This window comes from Halomonas sp. TA22 (assembly GCF_013009075.1).
Taxonomy (GTDB): Bacteria; Pseudomonadota; Gammaproteobacteria; order Pseudomonadales; family Halomonadaceae; genus TA22.
On sequence record NZ_CP053108.1, the window covers coordinates 1,728,397 to 1,747,481 of the forward strand.

The 19,085-nt window shown below is 63.7% G+C and carries 15 protein-coding genes; 4 read left to right on the forward strand and 11 right to left on the reverse strand.

Annotated features, from left to right (window positions below):
• Positions 1–249: 249 nt before the first annotated feature.
• Together acs and HJD22_RS08080 are read right to left on the reverse strand one after the other, a co-directional pair.
• On the reverse strand, positions 250–2,199 hold the full coding sequence (gene acs / locus HJD22_RS08075; RefSeq protein ID WP_208656532.1) for an acetate--CoA ligase: 1,950 nt from the start codon (positions 2,197–2,199) through the stop codon (positions 250–252).
• Positions 2,200–2,357: 158 nt separating this feature from the next.
• Positions 2,358–2,906: a SprT-like domain-containing protein gene (locus HJD22_RS08080; protein ID WP_208656531.1), complete on the reverse strand. Its 549-nt coding sequence runs from the start codon at positions 2,904–2,906 to the stop codon at positions 2,358–2,360.
• A gap of 97 nt (positions 2,907–3,003) precedes the next feature.
• Here HJD22_RS08080 and HJD22_RS08085 point away from each other — a divergent pair, with 97 nt between their 5' ends.
• Positions 3,004–3,648 (forward strand): YecA family protein, encoded by a 645-nt coding sequence (locus HJD22_RS08085; protein WP_208656530.1) that lies wholly within the window; start codon positions 3,004–3,006, stop codon positions 3,646–3,648.
• Positions 3,649–3,681: 33 nt separating this feature from the next.
• Here the strand turns inward: HJD22_RS08085 and HJD22_RS08090 are convergent, their stop codons facing one another.
• Positions 3,682–4,803, reverse strand: a complete 1,122-nt coding sequence (locus HJD22_RS08090; protein ID WP_208656529.1) for a phosphatidylserine/phosphatidylglycerophosphate/cardiolipin synthase family protein — start codon at positions 4,801–4,803, stop codon at positions 3,682–3,684.
• Positions 4,804–4,941: 138 nt separating this feature from the next.
• On the opposite strand from HJD22_RS08090, the gene plsB reads away from it, so the two are divergent.
• Positions 4,942–7,374 (forward strand): glycerol-3-phosphate 1-O-acyltransferase PlsB, encoded by a 2,433-nt coding sequence (gene plsB / locus HJD22_RS08095; RefSeq protein WP_208656528.1) that lies wholly within the window; start codon positions 4,942–4,944, stop codon positions 7,372–7,374.
• Between the two features lie 6 nt (positions 7,375–7,380).
• Here plsB and HJD22_RS08100 read toward each other — a convergent pair whose 3' ends face one another.
• From HJD22_RS08100 to ampD, 6 genes are all read right to left on the reverse strand, one after another.
• Positions 7,381–8,082, reverse strand: a complete 702-nt coding sequence (locus HJD22_RS08100) for a class I SAM-dependent methyltransferase (RefSeq protein WP_248730171.1) — start codon at positions 8,080–8,082, stop codon at positions 7,381–7,383.
• A 74-nt stretch (positions 8,083–8,156) separates the two neighbouring features.
• A complete protein-coding gene (gene tsaB, locus HJD22_RS08105; RefSeq protein WP_208656526.1) occupies positions 8,157–8,861 on the reverse strand; it encodes a tRNA (adenosine(37)-N6)-threonylcarbamoyltransferase complex dimerization subunit type 1 TsaB in 705 nt (234 codons plus the stop codon).
• 90 nt (positions 8,862–8,951) lie between these two features.
• Positions 8,952–9,608: an adenylate kinase gene (adk, locus tag HJD22_RS08110; protein WP_208656525.1), complete on the reverse strand. Its 657-nt coding sequence runs from the start codon at positions 9,606–9,608 to the stop codon at positions 8,952–8,954.
• Positions 9,609–9,857: 249 nt separating this feature from the next.
• Positions 9,858–11,900 (reverse strand): pyruvate dehydrogenase complex dihydrolipoyllysine-residue acetyltransferase, encoded by a 2,043-nt coding sequence (aceF, locus tag HJD22_RS08115; RefSeq protein WP_208656524.1) that lies wholly within the window; start codon positions 11,898–11,900, stop codon positions 9,858–9,860.
• A 79-nt stretch (positions 11,901–11,979) separates the two neighbouring features.
• The gene (gene aceE, locus HJD22_RS08120) at positions 11,980–14,658 is read right to left on the reverse strand and encodes a pyruvate dehydrogenase (acetyl-transferring), homodimeric type (protein ID WP_208656523.1); all 2,679 of its coding nucleotides are present in this window, start codon (positions 14,656–14,658) and stop codon (positions 11,980–11,982) included.
• A 318-nt stretch (positions 14,659–14,976) separates the two neighbouring features.
• Positions 14,977–15,603: a 1,6-anhydro-N-acetylmuramyl-L-alanine amidase AmpD gene (gene ampD / locus HJD22_RS08125; protein ID WP_208656522.1), complete on the reverse strand. Its 627-nt coding sequence runs from the start codon at positions 15,601–15,603 to the stop codon at positions 14,977–14,979.
• Positions 15,604–15,641: 38 nt separating this feature from the next.
• On the opposite strand from ampD, the gene nadC reads away from it, so the two are divergent.
• Both nadC and tsaA read left to right on the forward strand, forming a co-directional pair.
• Entirely contained in the window at positions 15,642–16,496 is an 855-nt protein-coding gene (gene nadC / locus HJD22_RS08130; protein WP_208656521.1) for a carboxylating nicotinate-nucleotide diphosphorylase, read from the forward strand.
• A 265-nt stretch (positions 16,497–16,761) separates the two neighbouring features.
• Positions 16,762–17,526 (forward strand): tRNA (N6-threonylcarbamoyladenosine(37)-N6)-methyltransferase TrmO, encoded by a 765-nt coding sequence (gene tsaA / locus HJD22_RS08135; protein ID WP_208656520.1) that lies wholly within the window; start codon positions 16,762–16,764, stop codon positions 17,524–17,526.
• A gap of 26 nt (positions 17,527–17,552) precedes the next feature.
• On the opposite strand, the gene purC is transcribed toward tsaA, so the two are convergent.
• Both purC and HJD22_RS08145 read right to left on the reverse strand, forming a co-directional pair.
• Positions 17,553–18,266 (reverse strand): phosphoribosylaminoimidazolesuccinocarboxamide synthase, encoded by a 714-nt coding sequence (gene purC, locus HJD22_RS08140; protein WP_208656519.1) that lies wholly within the window; start codon positions 18,264–18,266, stop codon positions 17,553–17,555.
• 21 nt (positions 18,267–18,287) lie between these two features.
• Complete coding sequence (locus tag HJD22_RS08145) at positions 18,288–19,085, reverse strand: MBL fold metallo-hydrolase (protein ID WP_208656518.1); 798 nt, start codon at positions 19,083–19,085, stop codon at positions 18,288–18,290.

Genomic DNA, 19,085 nt, shown 5'->3' on the forward strand with positions numbered 1-19,085 from the left:
CACCGGTTGCCGGCTGCCTGGGTGCGAGGCGAGTACGCCGTTGTTTTACGGCATGTTACCCCATGCCGTGAAAGAATCCCAAGCCATTCGGGAAATCATGATGGATGACAACGCGCGGCATGAAAAAAACCGGCCCAAGGGCCGGTACGGAATTCAGGAGACGGGCTGAGCTGGCGTGCTTCCCCCGCTTGGAGAAAAGGCTGGCGTACTCTAACGGGTCCCATCTCCCGATGCTGCTTGCATGCTGCACTAGCGGTTGGCGCGATTCTCGATCAGATCCTCCACTACGCTGGGATCGGCCAGGGTACTGGTATCGCCCAGGCCATCGCACTCGTTGGCGGCGATCTTGCGCAGAATACGGCGCATGATCTTGCCCGAGCGGGTCTTGGGCAGTCCCGGCGCCCACTGAATGATATCCGGCGATGCGATCGGCCCGATATCCTTGCGCACCCACTGCACCAGTTCCTTCTTGAGCTCGTCGCTGGGTTCGATACCGTCGCCCAGGGTCACATAGATATAGATGCCCTGACCCTTGATATCGTGGGGGAAACCCACCACCGCCGCCTCGGCCACCGCCTCGTGGGCGACCAGCGAGGATTCGATCTCGGCGGTGCCCATGCGGTGCCCGGAGACGTTGAGCACGTCATCGACCCGGCCGGTGATCCAGTAGTAGCCATCTTCATCGCGACGGCAACCGTCACCAGTGAAGTACATGCCTTCATAGGTGGAGAAGTAGGTCTGCACGAAGCGCTCATGGTTCTGCCAGATCGAGCGCGCCTGGCCTGGCCAGGCATCGAGGATCACCAGGTTGCCCTCCGTGGCGCCCTCGAGAATCTTGCCCTCGTTGTCGACCAGCGCCGGCTGCACGCCGAAGAACGGGCGGGTGGCGGAGCCCGGCTTGAGGTCGGTGGCGCCGGGCAGCGGCGAAATCATGATGCCGCCGGTTTCGGTCTGCCACCAGGTATCGACGATCGGACACTGGGAGTTGCCGATGACCCGGTGGAACCACTCCCACGCCTCGGGGTTGATCGGCTCGCCCACCGAGCCCAGCAGACGCAGGCTGGTGCGTTTGCTGGAATCCATCACCTTGTCGCCATGGGCCATCAGCGCGCGCACTGCGGTCGGCGCGGTATAGAGGATGCTGACGTTGTGCTTGTCGATGATCTCGCCGAGCCGCCCATGGGTCGGATAGCTGGGCACCCCCTCGAACATCAGGGTGGTGGCGCCATTGGCCAGCGGCCCGTAGATGATGTAGCTGTGGCCGGTGACCCAGCCAACGTCGGCGCTGCACCAGTACACCTCGCCATCCTTGTAATCGAAGATGTACTGGTGCGTCAGCGAGGCGTAAGTAAGATAGCCGCCGGTGGTGTGCTTTAGCCCCTTGGGGGTGCCGGTCGAGCCGGAGGTGTAGAGGATGAACAGCGCATCCTCGGCATTCATCTCCTCCGCCGGGCACTCGCTTGACTGCTGATCGACAAGCTCGTCGAACCACATGTCGCGCCCTTCATGCCAATCGATATCGCCACCGGTGCGCTTGACCACCAGCACCTTCTCGGTGATGTCGGTCCCATCGCGGGTCAGGGCGGCGTCGACATTGTCCTTGAGCGGTACATGCTTGCCGCCGCGCACCGATTCGTCGGCGGTGATCACCACCTTCGACGAAGCATCGACCACACGCTGCGCCAGCGCATCGGGAGAGAAGCCACCGAACACCACTGAATGAACCGCCCCGATCCTTGCGCAAGCCAGCATGGCCATGGCGGCTTCGGGAATCATCGGCATATAGAGCGTGACCACGTCCCCCTTGCCCACCCCAAGCGATTTGAGGGCATTGGCCAGCTGGCTGGTGCGGGCATGCAGCTCGCGATAGGTCAGCGTCTTGGACTCGTTGGGGTCGTCGCCCTCCCAGATGATCGCCGGCTGGTCGCCACGTGTCTGCAGGTGGCGGTCGAGGCAGTTGACGCAGGCATTCAGAGTGCCATCCTCGAACCAGCGGATATCGACATTGTTCGAGGCGTATGAGGTGTTCTTGATTTTGCTCGGCGTCTTGAACCAGTCAAGACGCTTGGCCTGCTCGGCCCAGAAGGTTTCGGGGTCATCCACCGACTGCTGATACATGGCCAGATACTTCTCATTGTCGGCCCAGGCATTGGCGGCGAATTCCTCGCGCACTGGATAGACATGTTGCTGTTCTGTCATGGAGAAACCCCTGTCCCTTAGATGGTCCGCTAGCAAGGCATGATGCCGCCAGCCACTCATGTGGCTTGCGACCCAAAAGCTAGCTCCAGCATATACCGCTGTGACCAGCCCGCCTTTTAGACATTGGTCTTAAGGATTTTTATATTATTTACAATGAGTTATGGGACTTGGGCCGGCATATAGACCAAGGTCTGGGCGCATTCGCGGCAACGATAGCGATTGCCGCGATTGGCCAACCCGTGCCGCCTTGCGCTGAGAAAGTGCTCGCGGCAGGTGCAGCGATAGCGATAGGGGGTGGGGCTTGCACGGGCCACATCGAAGCGGTGCGTGACATGCGGCTCAAGACCAAAGAGCTGGCGCATGACGGTCTGCCATTCGCGTCCATGGGGCCGGGTACGCGGCCCCTCTTCGAGATGGCGCACCAGCCAGTGTGCCATCTCGTGCGGCACCACTTCCGCCAGAAAGGCGTGGCGATTCTCGCGGTAGAGGATCGGGTTGAAGCGCAGACCACCACGACCATAGTGTGCCTGTCCGGCACTCTTGCCACGCAGGTCGAGCCACACCCGGGGACGAGGAAGGCCAGGATGCACCTCCAAGCAGCGTCGCCAGGCGGCCTCGACCTGATCATGCAGGGTAAGGTGCAGGGCCGCCTCGTCGAGCTGGGCGAGCTGATCGTCACAAGGAGTGGGGAGCGCTGGCGGGTTCATGGGGTGCTAGAATGCCCAGCCAGGACGACGACGTCCAGTAGCGTCGTCACGTCATGCTGTCGCTTGCGCCCAACTGTTTCACCGATGCGAGATTTCCATGTCCGAGACACCTCCTCCCCCGCAGCCGCTTCTCGACGACGAGGCGCTCGATCGCCTCGACGACTTCCTCGATTCCGACAAGGTCGACGCCGATGCGCTGGACCTGATCAGCGCCCACGGCTTTCTGGTGGCCCTCGCCGTGGCACCGCGCGATGTCGAGCCCACCCTGTGGATCGGCGAGCTGTTCCATGGCGAGCCCGAGTTCGCCGAAGATGCCGAGCGCCACGAAATCCTCGGCCTGTTGGAGCAGCTCAGACGCAACGCTATCGATGCTCTCGAGCAGGGGCTACTGCCGGAGCTGCCCTTCGAGCTCGAGCTGGGCGGCATCGAGCCTGCGGAAACGCCGATCGGCGACTGGTGCGCGGGCTTCATGGAAGGCGTGTTTCTCGATGAGGCGGCCTGGTTCGAGGATGACGAGGAGGGAGCAGCCGCCCTGCTGCTGCCGTTCATGGCGCTCTCGGGCCTGTTCGACGACGAGCCCGACATGAGCGAGCTGGCCGGTGACGCCACGCAGCTGGAGGGGCTTGTCCGCCAACTCCCCGAGCTTATTCTCGACCTCTATCTCAACTATCGCGTGCCACCGGAGAAACCCAAGCCGACGCCGCGCAGGAAGAGCCCCGCGGGACGCAGCAAGCGCCGCTAGGCGACGCGGCGACGTCCTCCTGATGTCCTGAGACTAGCGCAGCCGGGTCAGCCAGGAATCGAGGGTGCCGAACAACCACTCGCGCAGGCGGTGCAGCCGCGGCCGCCGGGCCCACTCCTTGGGGAGGATTTCACGGGAGGCGGCAAAGTTGCGCTCGAACAGTGCCGCTACCTCCTTGGCAAAGCGGGCATCGTCCACCTCCTGATTGGCCTCGAGGTTCCAGTGCAGGCTCCAGTGGTCGAAATTGCACGAGCCAAGCGTGCACCAGTTGTCGGCCAGCGAGAACTTGGCATGGATGAAACTGGGCTGGAATTCGAAGATGCGCACCCCGGCACGCAGCAGACGACCATAGAAGCGCTGGCCGGCGTAACGCACGCCAGGGTGGTCGTGGGCCTCGCCGGGCAGCAGCAGGCGCACATCGACGCCACGCCGTGCGGCACGTGCCAGGCGCAGGCGCAGGCTGAAGGTCGGCACGAAGTAGGGGGTACAGATCCAGATACGCTCGCGTGACGAGGAGATCTGCTTCTGCAGCGAGTGGCGTATCGCCTGGTAGCGATAGCCCTGCCCCCATACCACTCGCCCACGCATGCCCTGATAGTCGCGTTGCTCATGCGCATCGATGGCAAGGCCGCGCACCAGAGCAGCATCGCCGCTGCCCCGGGTCATGGGCGAATCCCACAGCCGCGAGAAGAGCCGTACCCAGTCGGCCACCACCGGCCCCTCGATGCGCACCGCCACCTCGTACCATGCATCGAGAAACTCATCCACCGCGCCGAAGCCCCCCGTGAAGGCGACACGACCATCCACCACCACCAGCTTGCGATGATCGCGGGTCAGGTTCCTGGCCAGCGAATGAAAGCCCAGAGGATTGAAGAAGCGCAGCGCCACGCCGTCGGCAAGCAATCGCTCGCGATCGGCGTCGGCAAGCCCCCTGGCGCCGTAATCGTCGAGCATCAGCATCACGCTCACGCCGCGTGCACGGGCCCGCCCGAGCGCCTCGATCAGGCGGTCGGCCAGGCGCCCCGACTCCATCAGGTAGAGTTCGATGAGTATCGACTCGCGGGCCTGCTCGATAGCCGCGAGCATCTCGGGAATAAACCGCTTGGCCTCCGGCAACAGCTTGAATCGGTTACCCTCTCGCCACATGCCTCGCATCGGATGCTCCCGGCTGTCCCTTAATGTCCATTGACGCATGTTTATCTGGAGCGGGAAAGTCTCCTGAATCGCCAGGGCTTCGCATCCGTCTCGACGTGACTATACACTGGCGCTCTTTCATTGCTAGAAGGCAGGCACATGGCCTGGTCATCGCGCATCACCCGTTTATTCGCAAGCCCCTGGCGTCGCCTGATCTCAGTCTGGGTAGAGCCACGCCTGATCGAGCCGGAACCTCAGGAGCTGGCACTCTGTCCCACTCTGCCAACGCTCTATGTACTGCCGCATCCCGCCTTCTCCGATGCCGTTTTGCTCGCCGAGCTGTGCGCGCGTCACGGGCTCCCCTCGCCTGACGAACCGCTGGTTCTCGCAGGCACTGCCCAACGGGCGCTGCTGGCGCTGCCCCACGGTGGGCGACGGCTGTGGCCCGGCGCGGCACCTCGCGCGCCGTTCATGCCACTGATCGAATTTCTCTCCGCCCACCCCGAGGCCGACCTGCAGCTGGTCCCGGTCAGCATCTTCTGGGGGCGGGCACCGGGCAAGCGCTTCGGACTATGGAAAATGCTTGCCGCCGATAGCTGGCAGTTCACCGGCCGCCTGCGCCGGGCGCTGTCGGTACTGGTCAACGGCAAGAGCGTCGAGATGCACTTCGGTGCCCCGCTCCGTCTGAAGGAACTGCTCGACGAGCGTCCCCAGGAGCTGACCAATCGCAAGACGGCACGATTGCTACGCATCCATTTTCGTCGCATGCGCACCCGAGTACTGGGCCCAGACCTCTCGCATCGCCGGACCCTGGTGGATGGCGTGGTCGCAAGTCCCGCGGTACGCCAGGTCATCGCCGAGGTGGCAAGCGCCCAGCGCCGAGCGCCGCGACGCGTCGAGAGGCGCGCCCGCCGTTACGGGCTCGAGATCGCCTCCAACATGTCCTACCCGGTGCTGCGCTTCATGGATCAGCTGCTTCGGCGGCTATGGAACAGGCTCTACGATGGCGTTGACGTGCGTGGCCTGGCGCGGGTCAAACCCCTGGCAGGGGACCATACCCTGGTCTACGTGCCCTGCCACCGCAGCCACATCGACTACCTGCTGCTCTCCTATGTGCTCTATCGCGAGGGGTTGATGCCGCCTCACGTCGCCGCCGGACGCAATCTCGACATGCCGGTGATCGGTGGCCTGCTGCGCCGGGGCGGGGCCTTCTTCCTGCGCCGCAGCTTCAAGGACAATCGGCTTTATGGCGCAGTGTTCAACGAGTATCTGCACCGCCTGCTGTCGCGAGGGCATCCGCTTGAGTATTTCATCGAAGGCGGCCGCTCGCGCAGCGGCCGCATGCTCACGCCACGCCCCGGCATGCTGGCGATGACGCTGCGCTCCTATCTGCGCAATCCCGGTCAGAAGATCGCCTTCGTGCCAGTCTATATCGGTTATGAGCGCATTCTGGAGAGCGGTAGCTATCAGAAGGAGATGCATGGGCAGAAAAAGCGCAAGGAGTCGCCGCTGGATCTGCTGCGCATTCGCCACAAGCTGCGCCAGCCCTTCGGCCGCGTCGCCGTCAATATCGGCGAGCCCCTTGCACTGGATGCCTTTCTCGATGCCCAGGTGCCGGAGTGGCGTCATCAGGGCGGACCGCGCCCACGCTGGATGACCCATGCCGTGCCCCGCCTCGGCGATACCCTCGCCCAGCGCATCAATGCCGCCGCCTCGCTGAATGCGGTCAACCTGGTGGGGCTGGTCATGCTGGCCACCCCCTACCATGCCATCGAGTCGGAACTGCTCACCCGCCAGCTCTCTCTGCTCGTCGCCCTGCACGGCAAGTCGCACGCAGGGCGCAAGATCAGTCTTCCTGAGGGCAGCCCGGCCACCTGGATCGATCAGACCGTGGTACTGGGCATGGTCACACGCCGCGACCAGGCACTGGGTGAGCTGGTGGTGGCAAGCCCCGAGCAGGCCGCTTTGTTGAGCTGGTATCGCAACAACGTGCTGCACTTGTTCGCGCTTCCGGCACTGGTGGCGTTCGCGTTTCGCAACAATTCACGCTTCACGCTCACGGCGCTGCTAAAGCGCCTGGCCCCCAGCTGGTCGATCCTGGCCCGGGAGCTCTATATCGCCCCGCCGGACGACCTGGCGAAGGCCATCGCCGACACGCTCGAGCAGCTCAAGGCACAGGGGCTACTGGAGCTGCATGACGACACCTGGCACAAGCCCGCCAACCAGCTGGGCGCGAACGAACAGCTCAGGCTGCTCAGTCAGCTGGTCCAACCCTCGCTCGAACGCGGCTATCTGCTGCTGGCTAGCTTGCTGCGCCAACCCAGCGGCACGCTCGATCGCGCGGCACTGGCCGAGCAGGCCCGACTGCTCGCCGAGCGCCTTTCGCTGCTCTCCGGGCTCGATGCGCCGGAGTATTTCGACGCACGCCTCTTCTCGGGCTTGGTGGAGAGCCTGGAGGCCGAGAGGTGGCTATGGCAGGTGGAAGAGAAGCTCTGCTTCGGCGAGGCACTGCTCGACGCCTCGCAGCAGGCCCAGGGACTCTTCGACCCTGCCCTGCGTCAGCGCCTCTATCGCATCACCACGACACGCTGACAGACGCTAGCTCAACGCCCGATGCACATAAAGATCGTAGCGGCTGGTCTTGCCCTCGATGACGTGGTGAGGGGGCGGGCCTTCGATGGGCGGCGCCTTGCGTGGCCGCTTGACCGCCACACGGTGGGTCGCCACCTCGAGCGCCGCCTGTAACAGGCGCGGTGCGTCATCGTCGCTGCCGGCCAGCTCGCGAAAGATACGCATCTCCTTCTTGACCAACGCCGACTTGTCGCGGTGAGGAAACATCGGATCGAGGTGGATCACCTCGGGAGAGAAGCCGGCCTTGGCCACCAGTGCCTCCAGCTGCTGGCCCGCGTCGCCCAGCGCCAGCTGCATGCGCCCGGCGATCACCGCCGTTTCGACATCCCCGGCCGCGCGAATCAGGCCATCCTCGAGTAGCGCAAATATCGCCGGCACGCGCTCGATCATCAGCACCGCGGCGCCCAGACTTGCCAGCACGAAGGCGTCGCGCCCAAGCCCGGCGGTGGCATCGACGACATGCACCGAGCCGCGCTTGCCCAGGCCACACGCCTTGGCCACCAGCTGGCTGCGCCCGCCACCGAAGCGTCTGCGATGGGACGCCCTGCCCTCGACGAAATCGGCCTTGAGCGGCTTGCCATAGCGCGACTCATCACCGGCAAGCACCAGGCACCCCGCATCGATACGCAGCTTCAGCTCGGCCAGCGAGGCATGTGCGCACCACGGCAGCGACAAGCGCTCGGCCAAGCCCCGCAACGCCTCGCCCTGAACGCAGAGGCGCCGATATTCGTCAGCGACGTGACTCAACGACTCTTCTGCCAGGCAACGGTATCGCGCAGATAGACGGGTTGAACGAGATGCGCCTGCTCGCCGGCCCCCTCGGTGTACTCCCTGGCCGCCAGGCGTACCATCTCCTCCGCCGTGGGGTGCCACTCATCCAGGTGCTGGCTGATGCCGTCACGCACCTCAAGAGGCACCGATTCCCAAAGCGCCCAGCCCGAGCCCACGCCGACCCAGTCGGTCTGCTCATGCCCCGCAGGCAGCGTCAGACGATGAGGGGGCAGTACCGCCTCCTCGCCGATCAGGCTGACCTGACCCGAGTCGCAACGATAGGCGGCGACATAGAGTTCGTTCATGCGCGCATCGAGGGCCGGCATCACATGACGCAGGTGAAGGCGACGATGGGCGGCGAGCGCCAGGGCGGCCAGGGTGGAGACGCCGAGCAGCGGCTTATCAAGACCGAACGCCAGTCCCTGGGCCGTGCCAGCGGCAATGCGCAAGCCGGTGAAGGAGCCTGGACCACGCCCATAGGCCAGGGCGTCCAGCGCATTGAAGGTGAGTCCCGCCTCGGCCAGTACCTCATCGATCATCGGCATCAGGCGCCGGGTATGCTCGCGCGGGGTAATCGCGAAGCGCGACAGCACCTCACCCTCGTCATTACCCTGGCTTCGCCAGAGGGCAACGGAACAGGCGCTCGAAGAGGCATCCAGAGCCAGTAGAATGGACATAGCGGGGAGATCCTGGCGAAAACGTGTGGCGCATTATACGCTAACGGCCCGCACGTTGCGGGCCGCTGTCGTCAATGAGAAGAGTGGCGTTCAGCCTTCCAGGGCATCGATCACCTGGCGCGTGATCTCGTCGACGCTACCGATCCCTTCCACACGATGGTAGGCGGGGGCGGTCTCGGGTTCGTGCTCGCTCCACTGCTGGTAGTAGTCGACCAGCGGCGCGGTCTGCTCATGGTAGACCGTCAGGCGATTGCGTACCGTCGATTCACGATCGTCGTCGCGTTGAATCAGCGCCTCGCCCGTCACATCATCCTTGCCCTCCTCACGGGGCGGGTTGTATTCGAGGTGATAGACGCGCCCCGAACCGGGGTGGACACGACGCCCCGCCAGGCGCTTGACGATCTCCTCGTCGGCCACGGCGATCTCGAGGACATGGTCGAGCTTCACGCCCGCTTCCTTCATTGCATCGGCCTGGCGCAGGGTGCGCGGGAAGCCGTCGAACAGAAAACCCCTGGAACAATCGGGCTGGGCGATACGCTCCTGAACCAGCGCGATGATGATGTCATCCGATACCAGGCCGCCACTGGTCATGATCTCCTTGACCTTGAGGCCCAGGTCACTGCCTTCCTTGACTGCGGCACGCAGCATGTCTCCCGTGGAAATCTGCGGAATACCGAACCGCTCGCAGATAAATTGGGCTTGCGTGCCTTTGCCGGCACCCGGGGGACCCAATAGAATCAAACGCATTGGTGCTGCTCCTTGAACGAGTTGAAACGCTTTTATGATGACAAGAGGGCGACGTTACGAAACGATACCCGGCGCAAGATGCGCAGACAAGCGACCTGGATCATGAGCGCTTCGTTTAGCCTTTACCCCACTTTGACGAGAAGCCGCCAAAGGTAACATTGCACTTTGGTCTGCCGAGGCGAGCTGGCCCCCAGGCGCAACCATACGACAACGGCGCCCGAAGGCGCCGTCGTATCACTGCAATACCGCCTAGAGCAGCATGCGGCGAATATCGGTCAGGGCCTGACCGAGAAACGCCGTGAAGCGCGCCGCATCCGCCCCGTTGACCGCCCGGTGATCGTAGGAGAGGCACAACGGCATCATCAGGCGCGGCTCGAACGCCTTGCCATCCCATACCGGCTTCATCTGTGCCTTGGAGATGCCCAGAATCGCCACTTCCGGCGCATTGACGATCGGCGTGAACGCCGTGCCACCGATCGAGCCGAGGCTCGAGATGGTGAAACAGCCGCCGGTCATCTCCTCGCGCTTGAGCTTCTTGCTCTGCGCCTTGCCGGCCAGCTCCACGCTCTCCTTGGCCAATTCGATCAACGACTTCTGATCGGCGTTGCGAATCACCGGCACCATCAGGCCATCCGGCGTGTCCACCGCAATACCGATGTGGACGTACTTCTTCCACACCAGGGTTTCGCCGTCGGCCTTGAGGCTGACGTTGAACTGCGGGTACTTGCGCAGCGCGAAGGCACACGCCTTGATCAGGAACGGCAGCGGCGTGAGCTTGGCGCCCTGAGCCTCCGCTTCCGCCTTCATCGACTTGCGGAAGGCCTCGAGTTCGGTGATGTCCGCCTCATCGAACTGCGTGACGTGGGGCACGTTGAGCCAGCTGCGATGCAGGTTGGTGGCGCCCATCTTGAGTAGGCGCCCCATCGGCTTCTCTTCGATCTCGCCGAACTGGCTGTAGTCCTGATCTGGCACCGGAGGAATGCCTGCACCACCGCTGGCGGCTGGCGCTGCGGCAGAGGGTGCCTTGACCTGGCCGGACATCACCTGCTTGACGTAGGCTTGGAGATCCTCCTTGAGCACGCGCTCCCTGGGGCCGCTGGGCTTGACCAGCCCCAGATCGACACCGAACTCGCGCGCCATCAAGCGCACCGCCGGGCCGGCATGCACCAACTTGCCATCGCGCGGCTTGTGGGCCGCCATCTGCGCTTCGGGGCTCGGCGTACCGGCCGGCGAGGCACTGGAGTTATCGGCCTTGGGCGCTGCGCTTTCACGCTTCTGCTCAGGCTGTTTCGCGGCAGGTTTGGGCTTGCGACCCACTACCTCGATGTAGCCGATCAGATCGCCCTCGGAGACGGTATCGCCCTCCTTGACGGTGAGCTCGAGCAGCTTGCCCTTGAAGGGACTTGGCACGTCCATGGAGGCCTTGTCCGACTCCAGAGTGATCAGCGAATCCTCCTCGTTGATCTCGTCGCCGGCACTCACCGCAATCTCGATGATCGGCACGTCGCTGGAGCCGGAGAGGTCCGGCACACGGATCTCCTTGCGCTGAGGCTCTCCTTGCGTTTCGGGGCCCTCGTTCTCCTCGACGTCGCCGCCCTGCGGCTCGTCGGGCTCGGCCTCGCGGGTGACATCGGCACGCTCACCGCTCGCGTCGCTGTCGGATGGCGCTTCGTCGTCACCCTCGCCTGCCACCTCCATGGTGCCGATCAGATCGCCCTCGGAGACGCTGTCGCCCTCCTTGATGGCAAGCGATACGACCTTGCCGCTGTGCGGGCTCGGCACATCCATGGAGGCCTTGTCGGACTCCAGGGTGATCAGGGTGTCTTCGGCGTTGATCTCGTCGCCTTCGGAGATCGCCACCTCGATGATCTCGACGTTCTCGCTGCCGCCGATATCGGGCACCTTGATCTCCACGGTGCGCTTGCCGCCACCGGAGGCCTTCTTGGATGGCTTGGCGTCGCCACCCGAGGCGCCTTGTGCGGCTGGCTTGCTCTCGGCCTGCTCTGCGGGCTTTTCGGCCGGGGCGCTCTGCTGCGGTGCCGACTCGTCGCCACCTTCGGCTTCGAGCTCGAGGATATCGTCACCCTCGGAGACGGTATCGCCCTCTTTGACCAGAATCTTGACGACCTTGCCGCCCTTGGGCGCCGGCACGTCCATGCTGGCCTTGTCGGATTCCAGAGTGATCATGGTGTCTTCGGCGCTGATGACATCGCCTACCGACACCGCGATCTCGATGATTTCGACATCGGTACTACCGCCGATGTCGGGGACTTTGATGATTTCGCTACTCAAGGTCGCGCTCCTTCAATCGTGCTCGGCGCATGGCGGCCACCTGGGTATTCGCCATGCGCCTGATCAGCTGGTCAGCGGCTCAAACCGTCAGCGGGTTAGGCTTGCTGGGATCGATGCCATACTTCTTGATCGCTTCGCTCACCACCTTGCGGTCGAGTTCGCCCCGGTCGGCCAGCGCCTTAAGCGCAGCCACGGTGACGAAGTAGCGGTCGACCTCGAAGAAGTGACGCAGCTTTTCACGGGTGTCGGAACGCCCATAACCATCGGTACCCAGTACATGATAGTCGGTCGGCACCCAGGCGCGGACCTGGTCGGCGAACAGCTTCATGTAGTCGGTGGAGGCAATGGCTGGCCCCTGACGACCTTCCAGGCAGGTCGTGACGTGCGGTTTGGCCGGTTCTGACTCGGGATTGAGGAACATCTGGCGATCGTACTCCAGCGCCTCGCGACGCAGCTCGTTGAAGCTGGTCACGCTCCAGATGTCGGCACCGATGTCGTACTCCTCCTTGAGCATCTCGGCGGCTGCCTCGACCTCGCGCAGGATGGTACCGCTACCCAGCAGCTGCACGCGCGCCTTGCCGCCTTCGGTCTCGCGCAGCAGGTACATGCCCTTGATGATGTCTTCGGCGGTGCCGTCCACCATCTCCGGATGCGGATAGTTCTCGTTCATCAGGGTCAGGTAGTAGAAGCAGTTCTCCTTGTCCTGATACATCCGCTTCAGACCATCCTGCACGATCACCGCCACTTCGTGACCGTAGGTCGGGTCGTAGCTGCGGCAGTTGGGGATGGTCGAGGCCAGGATGTGGCTGTGGCCGTCCTGGTGCTGCAGACCCTCGCCATTGAGCGTGGTGCGCCCGGCGGTGCCGCCAAGCAGGAAGCCGCGCGCCTGCATGTCGCCGGCCAGCCACGCCAGGTCGCCGATGCGTTGGAAGCCGAACATCGAGTAATAAATGTAGAACGGCAGCAGCGGCATGTGATGGTTGGCGTAGGAGGTCGCCGCAGCGATCCACGCCGACATGGCGCCCGCCTCGGTGATGCCCTCCTCGAGAATCTGCCCCGCCTTGTCCTCGCGGTAGTACATGATCTGGCCGGAGTCCATCGGCTCGTACTTCTGGCCTTCGGAGGTGTAGATGCCGAGCTGGCGGAACATCCCCTCCATGCCGAAGGTACGCGCCTCGTCGGGCACGATCGGCACCACCTGCTTGCCGAAGGTCTTGTTCTTGACCAGGCCATTCAAGATACGTACGAAGGACATGGTGGTCGAGACTTCGCGATCGCCGCTGCCCTTGGTCTGGCTCGAGAACATCTTGTCGTCGAGACCGGGAATCTCGAGCGCTTCGAAATCGCTCTTGCGCGCTGGCAGGTAGCCGCCGAGACGCTCGCGCATCAGATGCATGTACTTCATTTCCGGGCTGCTGTCGTCCGGCTTGTAGTACGGCATCTCGCCATTCTCGAGCTGGGCGTCGGTCACCGGAATGCCGAAACGGTCGCGGAAGACCTTGATCGCCTCGGGCTCCATCGACTTGATCTGGTGCGCTTCCATGTCGGCTTCGCCGGAACCGCCGCCCATGCCGTAGCCCTTGACGGTGTGCGCCAGCACCACGGTAGGCTTGCCGTTGGAGTTGTTGAACGCCTCATGATAGGCCGCATAGACCTTGTAAGGGTCATGGCCGCCGCGGTTGAGTTTCCAGATGTCCTCGTCGGACATGTCCTTGACCATCTCCGCGGTCTCCGGGTACTTGCCGAAGAAGTGCTCGCGGGTATAGGCGCCGCCGTTGGCCTTGTAGTTCTGGTACTCGCCGTCGACCGCCTCGTCCATGCGCTTCTGCAGGATGCCCTTGTCGTCCTGCTCGAACAGCGGATCCCAGAAGCGCCCCCAGACGACCTTGATGACGTTCCAGCCGGCACCGCGGAACACGCCTTCGAGCTCGTCCATGATGCGGCCGTTGCCGCGCACCGGACCGTCGAGACGCTGCAGGTTGCAGTTGACGACGAAGATCAGGTTGTCGAGTTTCTCGCGGCCGGCCAGGTGCAGCGCACCCAGCGATTCCGGCTCGTCGCACTCGCCATCGCCGAGGAATGCCCAGACCTTGCGGTCGTACATTGGCTGCAGTTCGCGCGAATCGAGATACTTCATCACGTGCGCCTGGTAGATCGCAGTGATCGGCCCAAGCCCCATGGAGACCGTGGGGAACTGCCAGTAGTCCGGCATCAGCCACGGGTGGGGATAGGAGGAGAGACCGTCGCCGTCGACTTCCTGACGGAACTTGTCCATCTGTTCCTCGGTCAGCCGCCCCTCCAGGAACGAGCGTGCGTAGATGCCCGGCGAGACGTGTCCCTGGATGTAGATCAGGTCGCCCTTGAAGTCACCGTTGGCGGCACGGAAGAAGTGGTTGAAGCCGACGTCGTAGAGCGTCGCTGCGGACATGAAGCTCGCCAGGTGTCCGCCGAGGCCCTTGTGTTTCTTGTTGGTACGAATGACCTGGGCGGCCATGTTCCAACGGATCAGTGAACGAATGCGCCGCTCCATGAACAGATCCCCGGGCATGCGCGCTTCGCGATGCACGGGGATGCTGTTGCGATGAGGGGTAGTCACCGAGAAGGGCACCTGCCGACCATCACGGCGCAGGCGGTCCGCCAGGCGCGTCAGCAGGTATTGGGCGCGCTCTTCGCCCTCGCGATCCAGGACCGATTCCAGGGATTCAATCCACTCCGTGGTTTCGATCGGATCGAGATCTTCTCTTGCCTCCAGACTCATAGACGTCTCTCCGAATGAAGATATTGGGTCGGACTGCCCTCACCACCGGGGTGGAGGACATGTGGCGCTCTTCAGTGCGGGCGTGACCTTCTGCGAGTCACGTCTCCGGGAAAACTTTGCGGTAGTATTTTTACTAATCCGTCATGCAGGGCACATGAAAACTGCCCAGAAGATACCGCAAACACTGCTCGCTGCCAATCTGCACGAACATGGAAACTATTTTCAAATAAAAATATTGCGATGCAGCACAATACCTTGCATAGCTCTGATAGGCGCTGCTTTACAGATTAGTCCAATAGTGAGCAGTGTGTAATCGAGTTACGTGCGGTTGTTGTCCGGCCGGCTTCTCGCCAGGCATCGCGCCAGATAGGCCCAGTCGAAGGCGGGCCCTGGATCGGACTTGCGCAGCGGTGCGATATGGCCATGGCCGACCAGCCGCTCCCGGGAGAGCGCCGGGTAGTGATGCAAGAGCGTTTCTAGCACCTCGCCGAGCGCCAGGTACTGGGCGTCCCGATAGGGGCTCGTCTCGTCGCCCTCGAGCTCGATGCCAATGGTGAAGTCGTTGAGTTCGACGCGCTCGCGCTCGCCATCGTGCCAGCGCGAGCGCCCCGCATGCCAGGCCCGCCCGTCGAAGGGAACGAACTGCACCAGCTCGCCATCACGGCGAATCAGCAGATGGGCCGAGACGCGCAACTGCACGATGCCCGCAAAATAGGCATGCGCCGCGGGATCGAGGCGATTGGTGAAGAGCAGCTCGATCTCATCGCCACCGAACACCCCCGGCGGCAGGCTGATCGAGTGCAGTACCACCGCGGATATCTCGCCCTGCGGTCGGCCGTTGCGATTGGGCGAGGGCACCCGTCGGGCAGCATTCAGCCAGCCCTCCTCGATCCTTAACGGCTGCCCCTGACGTCGACCGGCCGGATTACCTATACTGTCACTCATCGCTGATTCTCAACCTCATCTATAGAGCAAGGCCCACCATGCATTATCGACACGCCCTCGCCGAAGAGATTCGTACCAGCGCCGCACGACTGCTGGCAGAAGACGTCGGCCCCGGCGACATCACCGCCCAGCTGATTCCCGAGCGGCAGTGGGCCCGCGCTCAGGTCATCAGCCGTGACGAGGCCGTGCTGTGTGGCGTTGCCTGGGTCGACGAACTCTACCGCCGTCTCGACCCACGCGTGATCACCACCTGGCATGCCGCCGATGGCGATGCGCTTGCCCCAGACGCCCCCTTCCTGGAGCTCGAGGGGCCGGCCCGCGTGCTGTTGACCGGCGAGCGCGCCGCGCTCAATTTGCTGCAGACGCTCTCCGCCACCGCCACTCGTACCCGCGACTTCGTCAAGCAGGTCGAGGATACCGGTGTGCGCCTGCTCGACACCCGCAAGACCCTGCCCAGCCTGCGCCTGGCGCAGAAGTACGCTGTCACCTGCGGCGGTGGGCACAACCATCGCGTTGGCCTCTACGATGCCTTCCTGATCAAGGAGAACCACATTGCCGCCTGTGGCGGCATCACCGCAGCAGTCAAGGAAGCACGGCGCATCGCCCGCGAGCTGACGGTGGAGGTCGAGGTGGAGAGCTTCGCCGAACTCGACGAGGCGCTGGCGGCGGGCGCCGACACCATCATGCTCGACAACTTCACCATCGACGATATGCGAAAGGCGGTCGCGCGCAGTGCCGGTCGCGCCACACTGGAGGCCTCGGGTAACGTCAGCGAGACCACACTGCGCGCCATCGCCGAAACTGGCGTCGACTGCATCTCGATCGGCTCGCTGACCAAGGACGTCAAGGCCATCGACCTGTCGATGCGTATCGTGCACAGCGAAACCCGCTGAAGCGGACTCGCCTCGATGAAAGGCGTGAAGGCCCCCGCTCGAGCAGCCGCCGTTCGGCATGCGTCAGAAGCGTCGCGCCAATTCCGCGTCGCGATAGACGATCCGTGACGTGGCACGTGAGTCGCGCATCTCCTTACCTCCCTGGTCTTGATCAGTGTAGGACCATGCCCACGAGGCAGGTAGGGCAGCCTACACAAGCCACTGCGTCTCGCCAATTCCTAGCACGCCTGTCGCGGCGGCACCTCGGTCGCGGCATAATGCCGGAATGACCGACTCGACGCTCCCCGACACCTCACCCTCCCCTTCGCCCTCTGCCGCCTCCCATGTGCTGGAGGCCATCGGGCATATCGAAAGCGATTACCCCGACAAGTTCGGCATTCCGCGCCAGCCAGGGCTAGCGCCGGCCTCCCGCGCGAGGCTTGTGTTGCACGCCCCCTATGACGATCCGCTTGCCGTGCGGGGGCTCGATGCATTCAGCCATCTCTGGCTAACCTTTCTCTTTCATCGCAGCCCCGAGCGCTGGACTCCACTGGTGCGTCCGCCACGCCTGGGTGGCAACGCCAAGGTAGGCGTCTTCGCCAGCCGCAGTACCCACCGTCCCAATCGTCTGGGGCTGTCGCTGGTCGAGCTGGAAAGGGTCGATTGCCAGAGCGGAGTCTCGCTATGGTTGCGCGGGCATGATCTGCTCGATGGAACGCCAGTGCTCGACATCAAGCCCTACCTGCCTTGGGCGGAGTCGCAACCCAACGCCCGCGCTGGGTTCGCCCCCGAAGCACCACCCCGGCACCCGGTAAGCTTTAGCCAGGCGGCCGAGGCGACTCTCGTCTCGCGTGCGGACAGCGGCTCGCTGCGTGAGCTGATTGAGCAGGTGTTGGCCCAGGATCCCCGTCCCGCCTATCGCCAAGGCGAGGAGTCACGGATCTACGGCGTGCGTCTGCGCGATGTCGACGTGCGCTTTCGTGCCGAGCGAGGGGTGGATGAGCTGCTGCTGAGGGTAGTGGAGATCAATAACGCGAGAGGGAGCCTGTAGGCTCCCTGTCACATGTCGGCACGCGCTCAGTCGAAGGTAACGCCGATGCGCCGACCGACCTCCTCGTAGGCTTCGATGACCCCCCCAAGCCCCTGACGGAAGCGGTCCTTATCCATCTTTTCGCGGGTCGTGACGTCCCACAGGCGGCAACCGTCCGGCGAGAACTCATCGCCAAGCACGATCTCTTCCTTGAACAGCCCGAATTCCAGCTTGTAGTCGACCAGCAGCATGCCGCCATCGAGGAACAGCTGCTTGAGTACCTCGTTGACCTTGAAGGTCAGCGCCTTCATCTCGGCGAGTTGCTCGGCGGTCGCCCAGCCGAAGGTCTCGGCCAGCGACTCGTTGATCATCGGGTCGTGCTGGGCGTCGTTCTTGAGAAACAGCTCGAAGGTCGGCGGGGTGAGTTCGCGCCCCTCCTCGATTCCGAGACGGCGTACCAGGCTGCCGGCGGCGATGTTGCGCACCACGCACTCCACCGGGATCATCTCGAGTTTCTTGACCACACATTCGGTATCGGACACCAGCCCGTCGAAATGGGTGGAAATCCCCGCCGCCTCGAGCTTGCCCATGATGAAGGCATTGAACTTGTTGTTGACCATCCCTTTGCGCGCCAGCGACTCCATCTTCTCGCCATCGAAGGCGCTGGTATCGTCGCGGAAATGCAGGATCAGTCGATCCGGGTCATCGGTGTAATAGACCGACTTGGCCTTGCCGGCATAGAGTTCTTGACGCTTTTGCATCGGGAGGTCTCCGAAATACGGTTAATTGATGGTCTGCCAACCCAGTCCCTTGTCCTGGGCGGACACCCTCAATCGTGATTCATCGCCATCGAGCAGTGGCGCCAGCGCCTCCAGCACCAACTCGGGGCGATTATTGTGTTCCGACAGGTGCGCACAGGCGATGTGCTGCAGCCGGTCGAGTCCCAGCTGAATCAGCAACGCGGCCGCCTGGGTATTGGCCAGATGCCCCCAATGCCCACCCACGCGCTGCTTGAGGCGCGGCGGATAGGGCCCCTCGGCCAGCATGCGCCGATCGTGATTGCACTCGATGATCAACGCATCGCAGCCGCGAAAGCACTCGACCACGTGCGCGGTGGCGTGGCCCAGATCGGTCAGCACGCCCAGGCTGCGCCCCTGCGAGGCGAAGCGAAACTGCACCGGCTCGCGGGCATCGTGAGGCACCGTGATCGGCTCGATCTCGAGACTCTTGATGGCGAAGCGCGACTGCGGGGTGATCCAGTGATGGCGCGGCACCTCGCCCAGGCGCTTCGACAGCCAGCTGCCCGGGGTCAGATAGACCGGCAGGTCATGCCGCCGCGCCAGCGCCCCCACGCCACGGATATGGTCGCCATGCTCATGGGTGAGCAGGATCGCATCGAGCTGGCGAGGATGAACGCCGAGCGCTCCCAGCCGGCGCTCGGCCTCGCGCATGCCGAAGCCGCAATCCACCAGCACCTGGGTCTCGCCATCGCTGATCAGGGTGGCATTGCCCTTGCTACCGCTGCCAAGCGAGGCAAAACGCAGGCCTGCGCTGGGCACCTGGCCGCTATCGTGCACCAT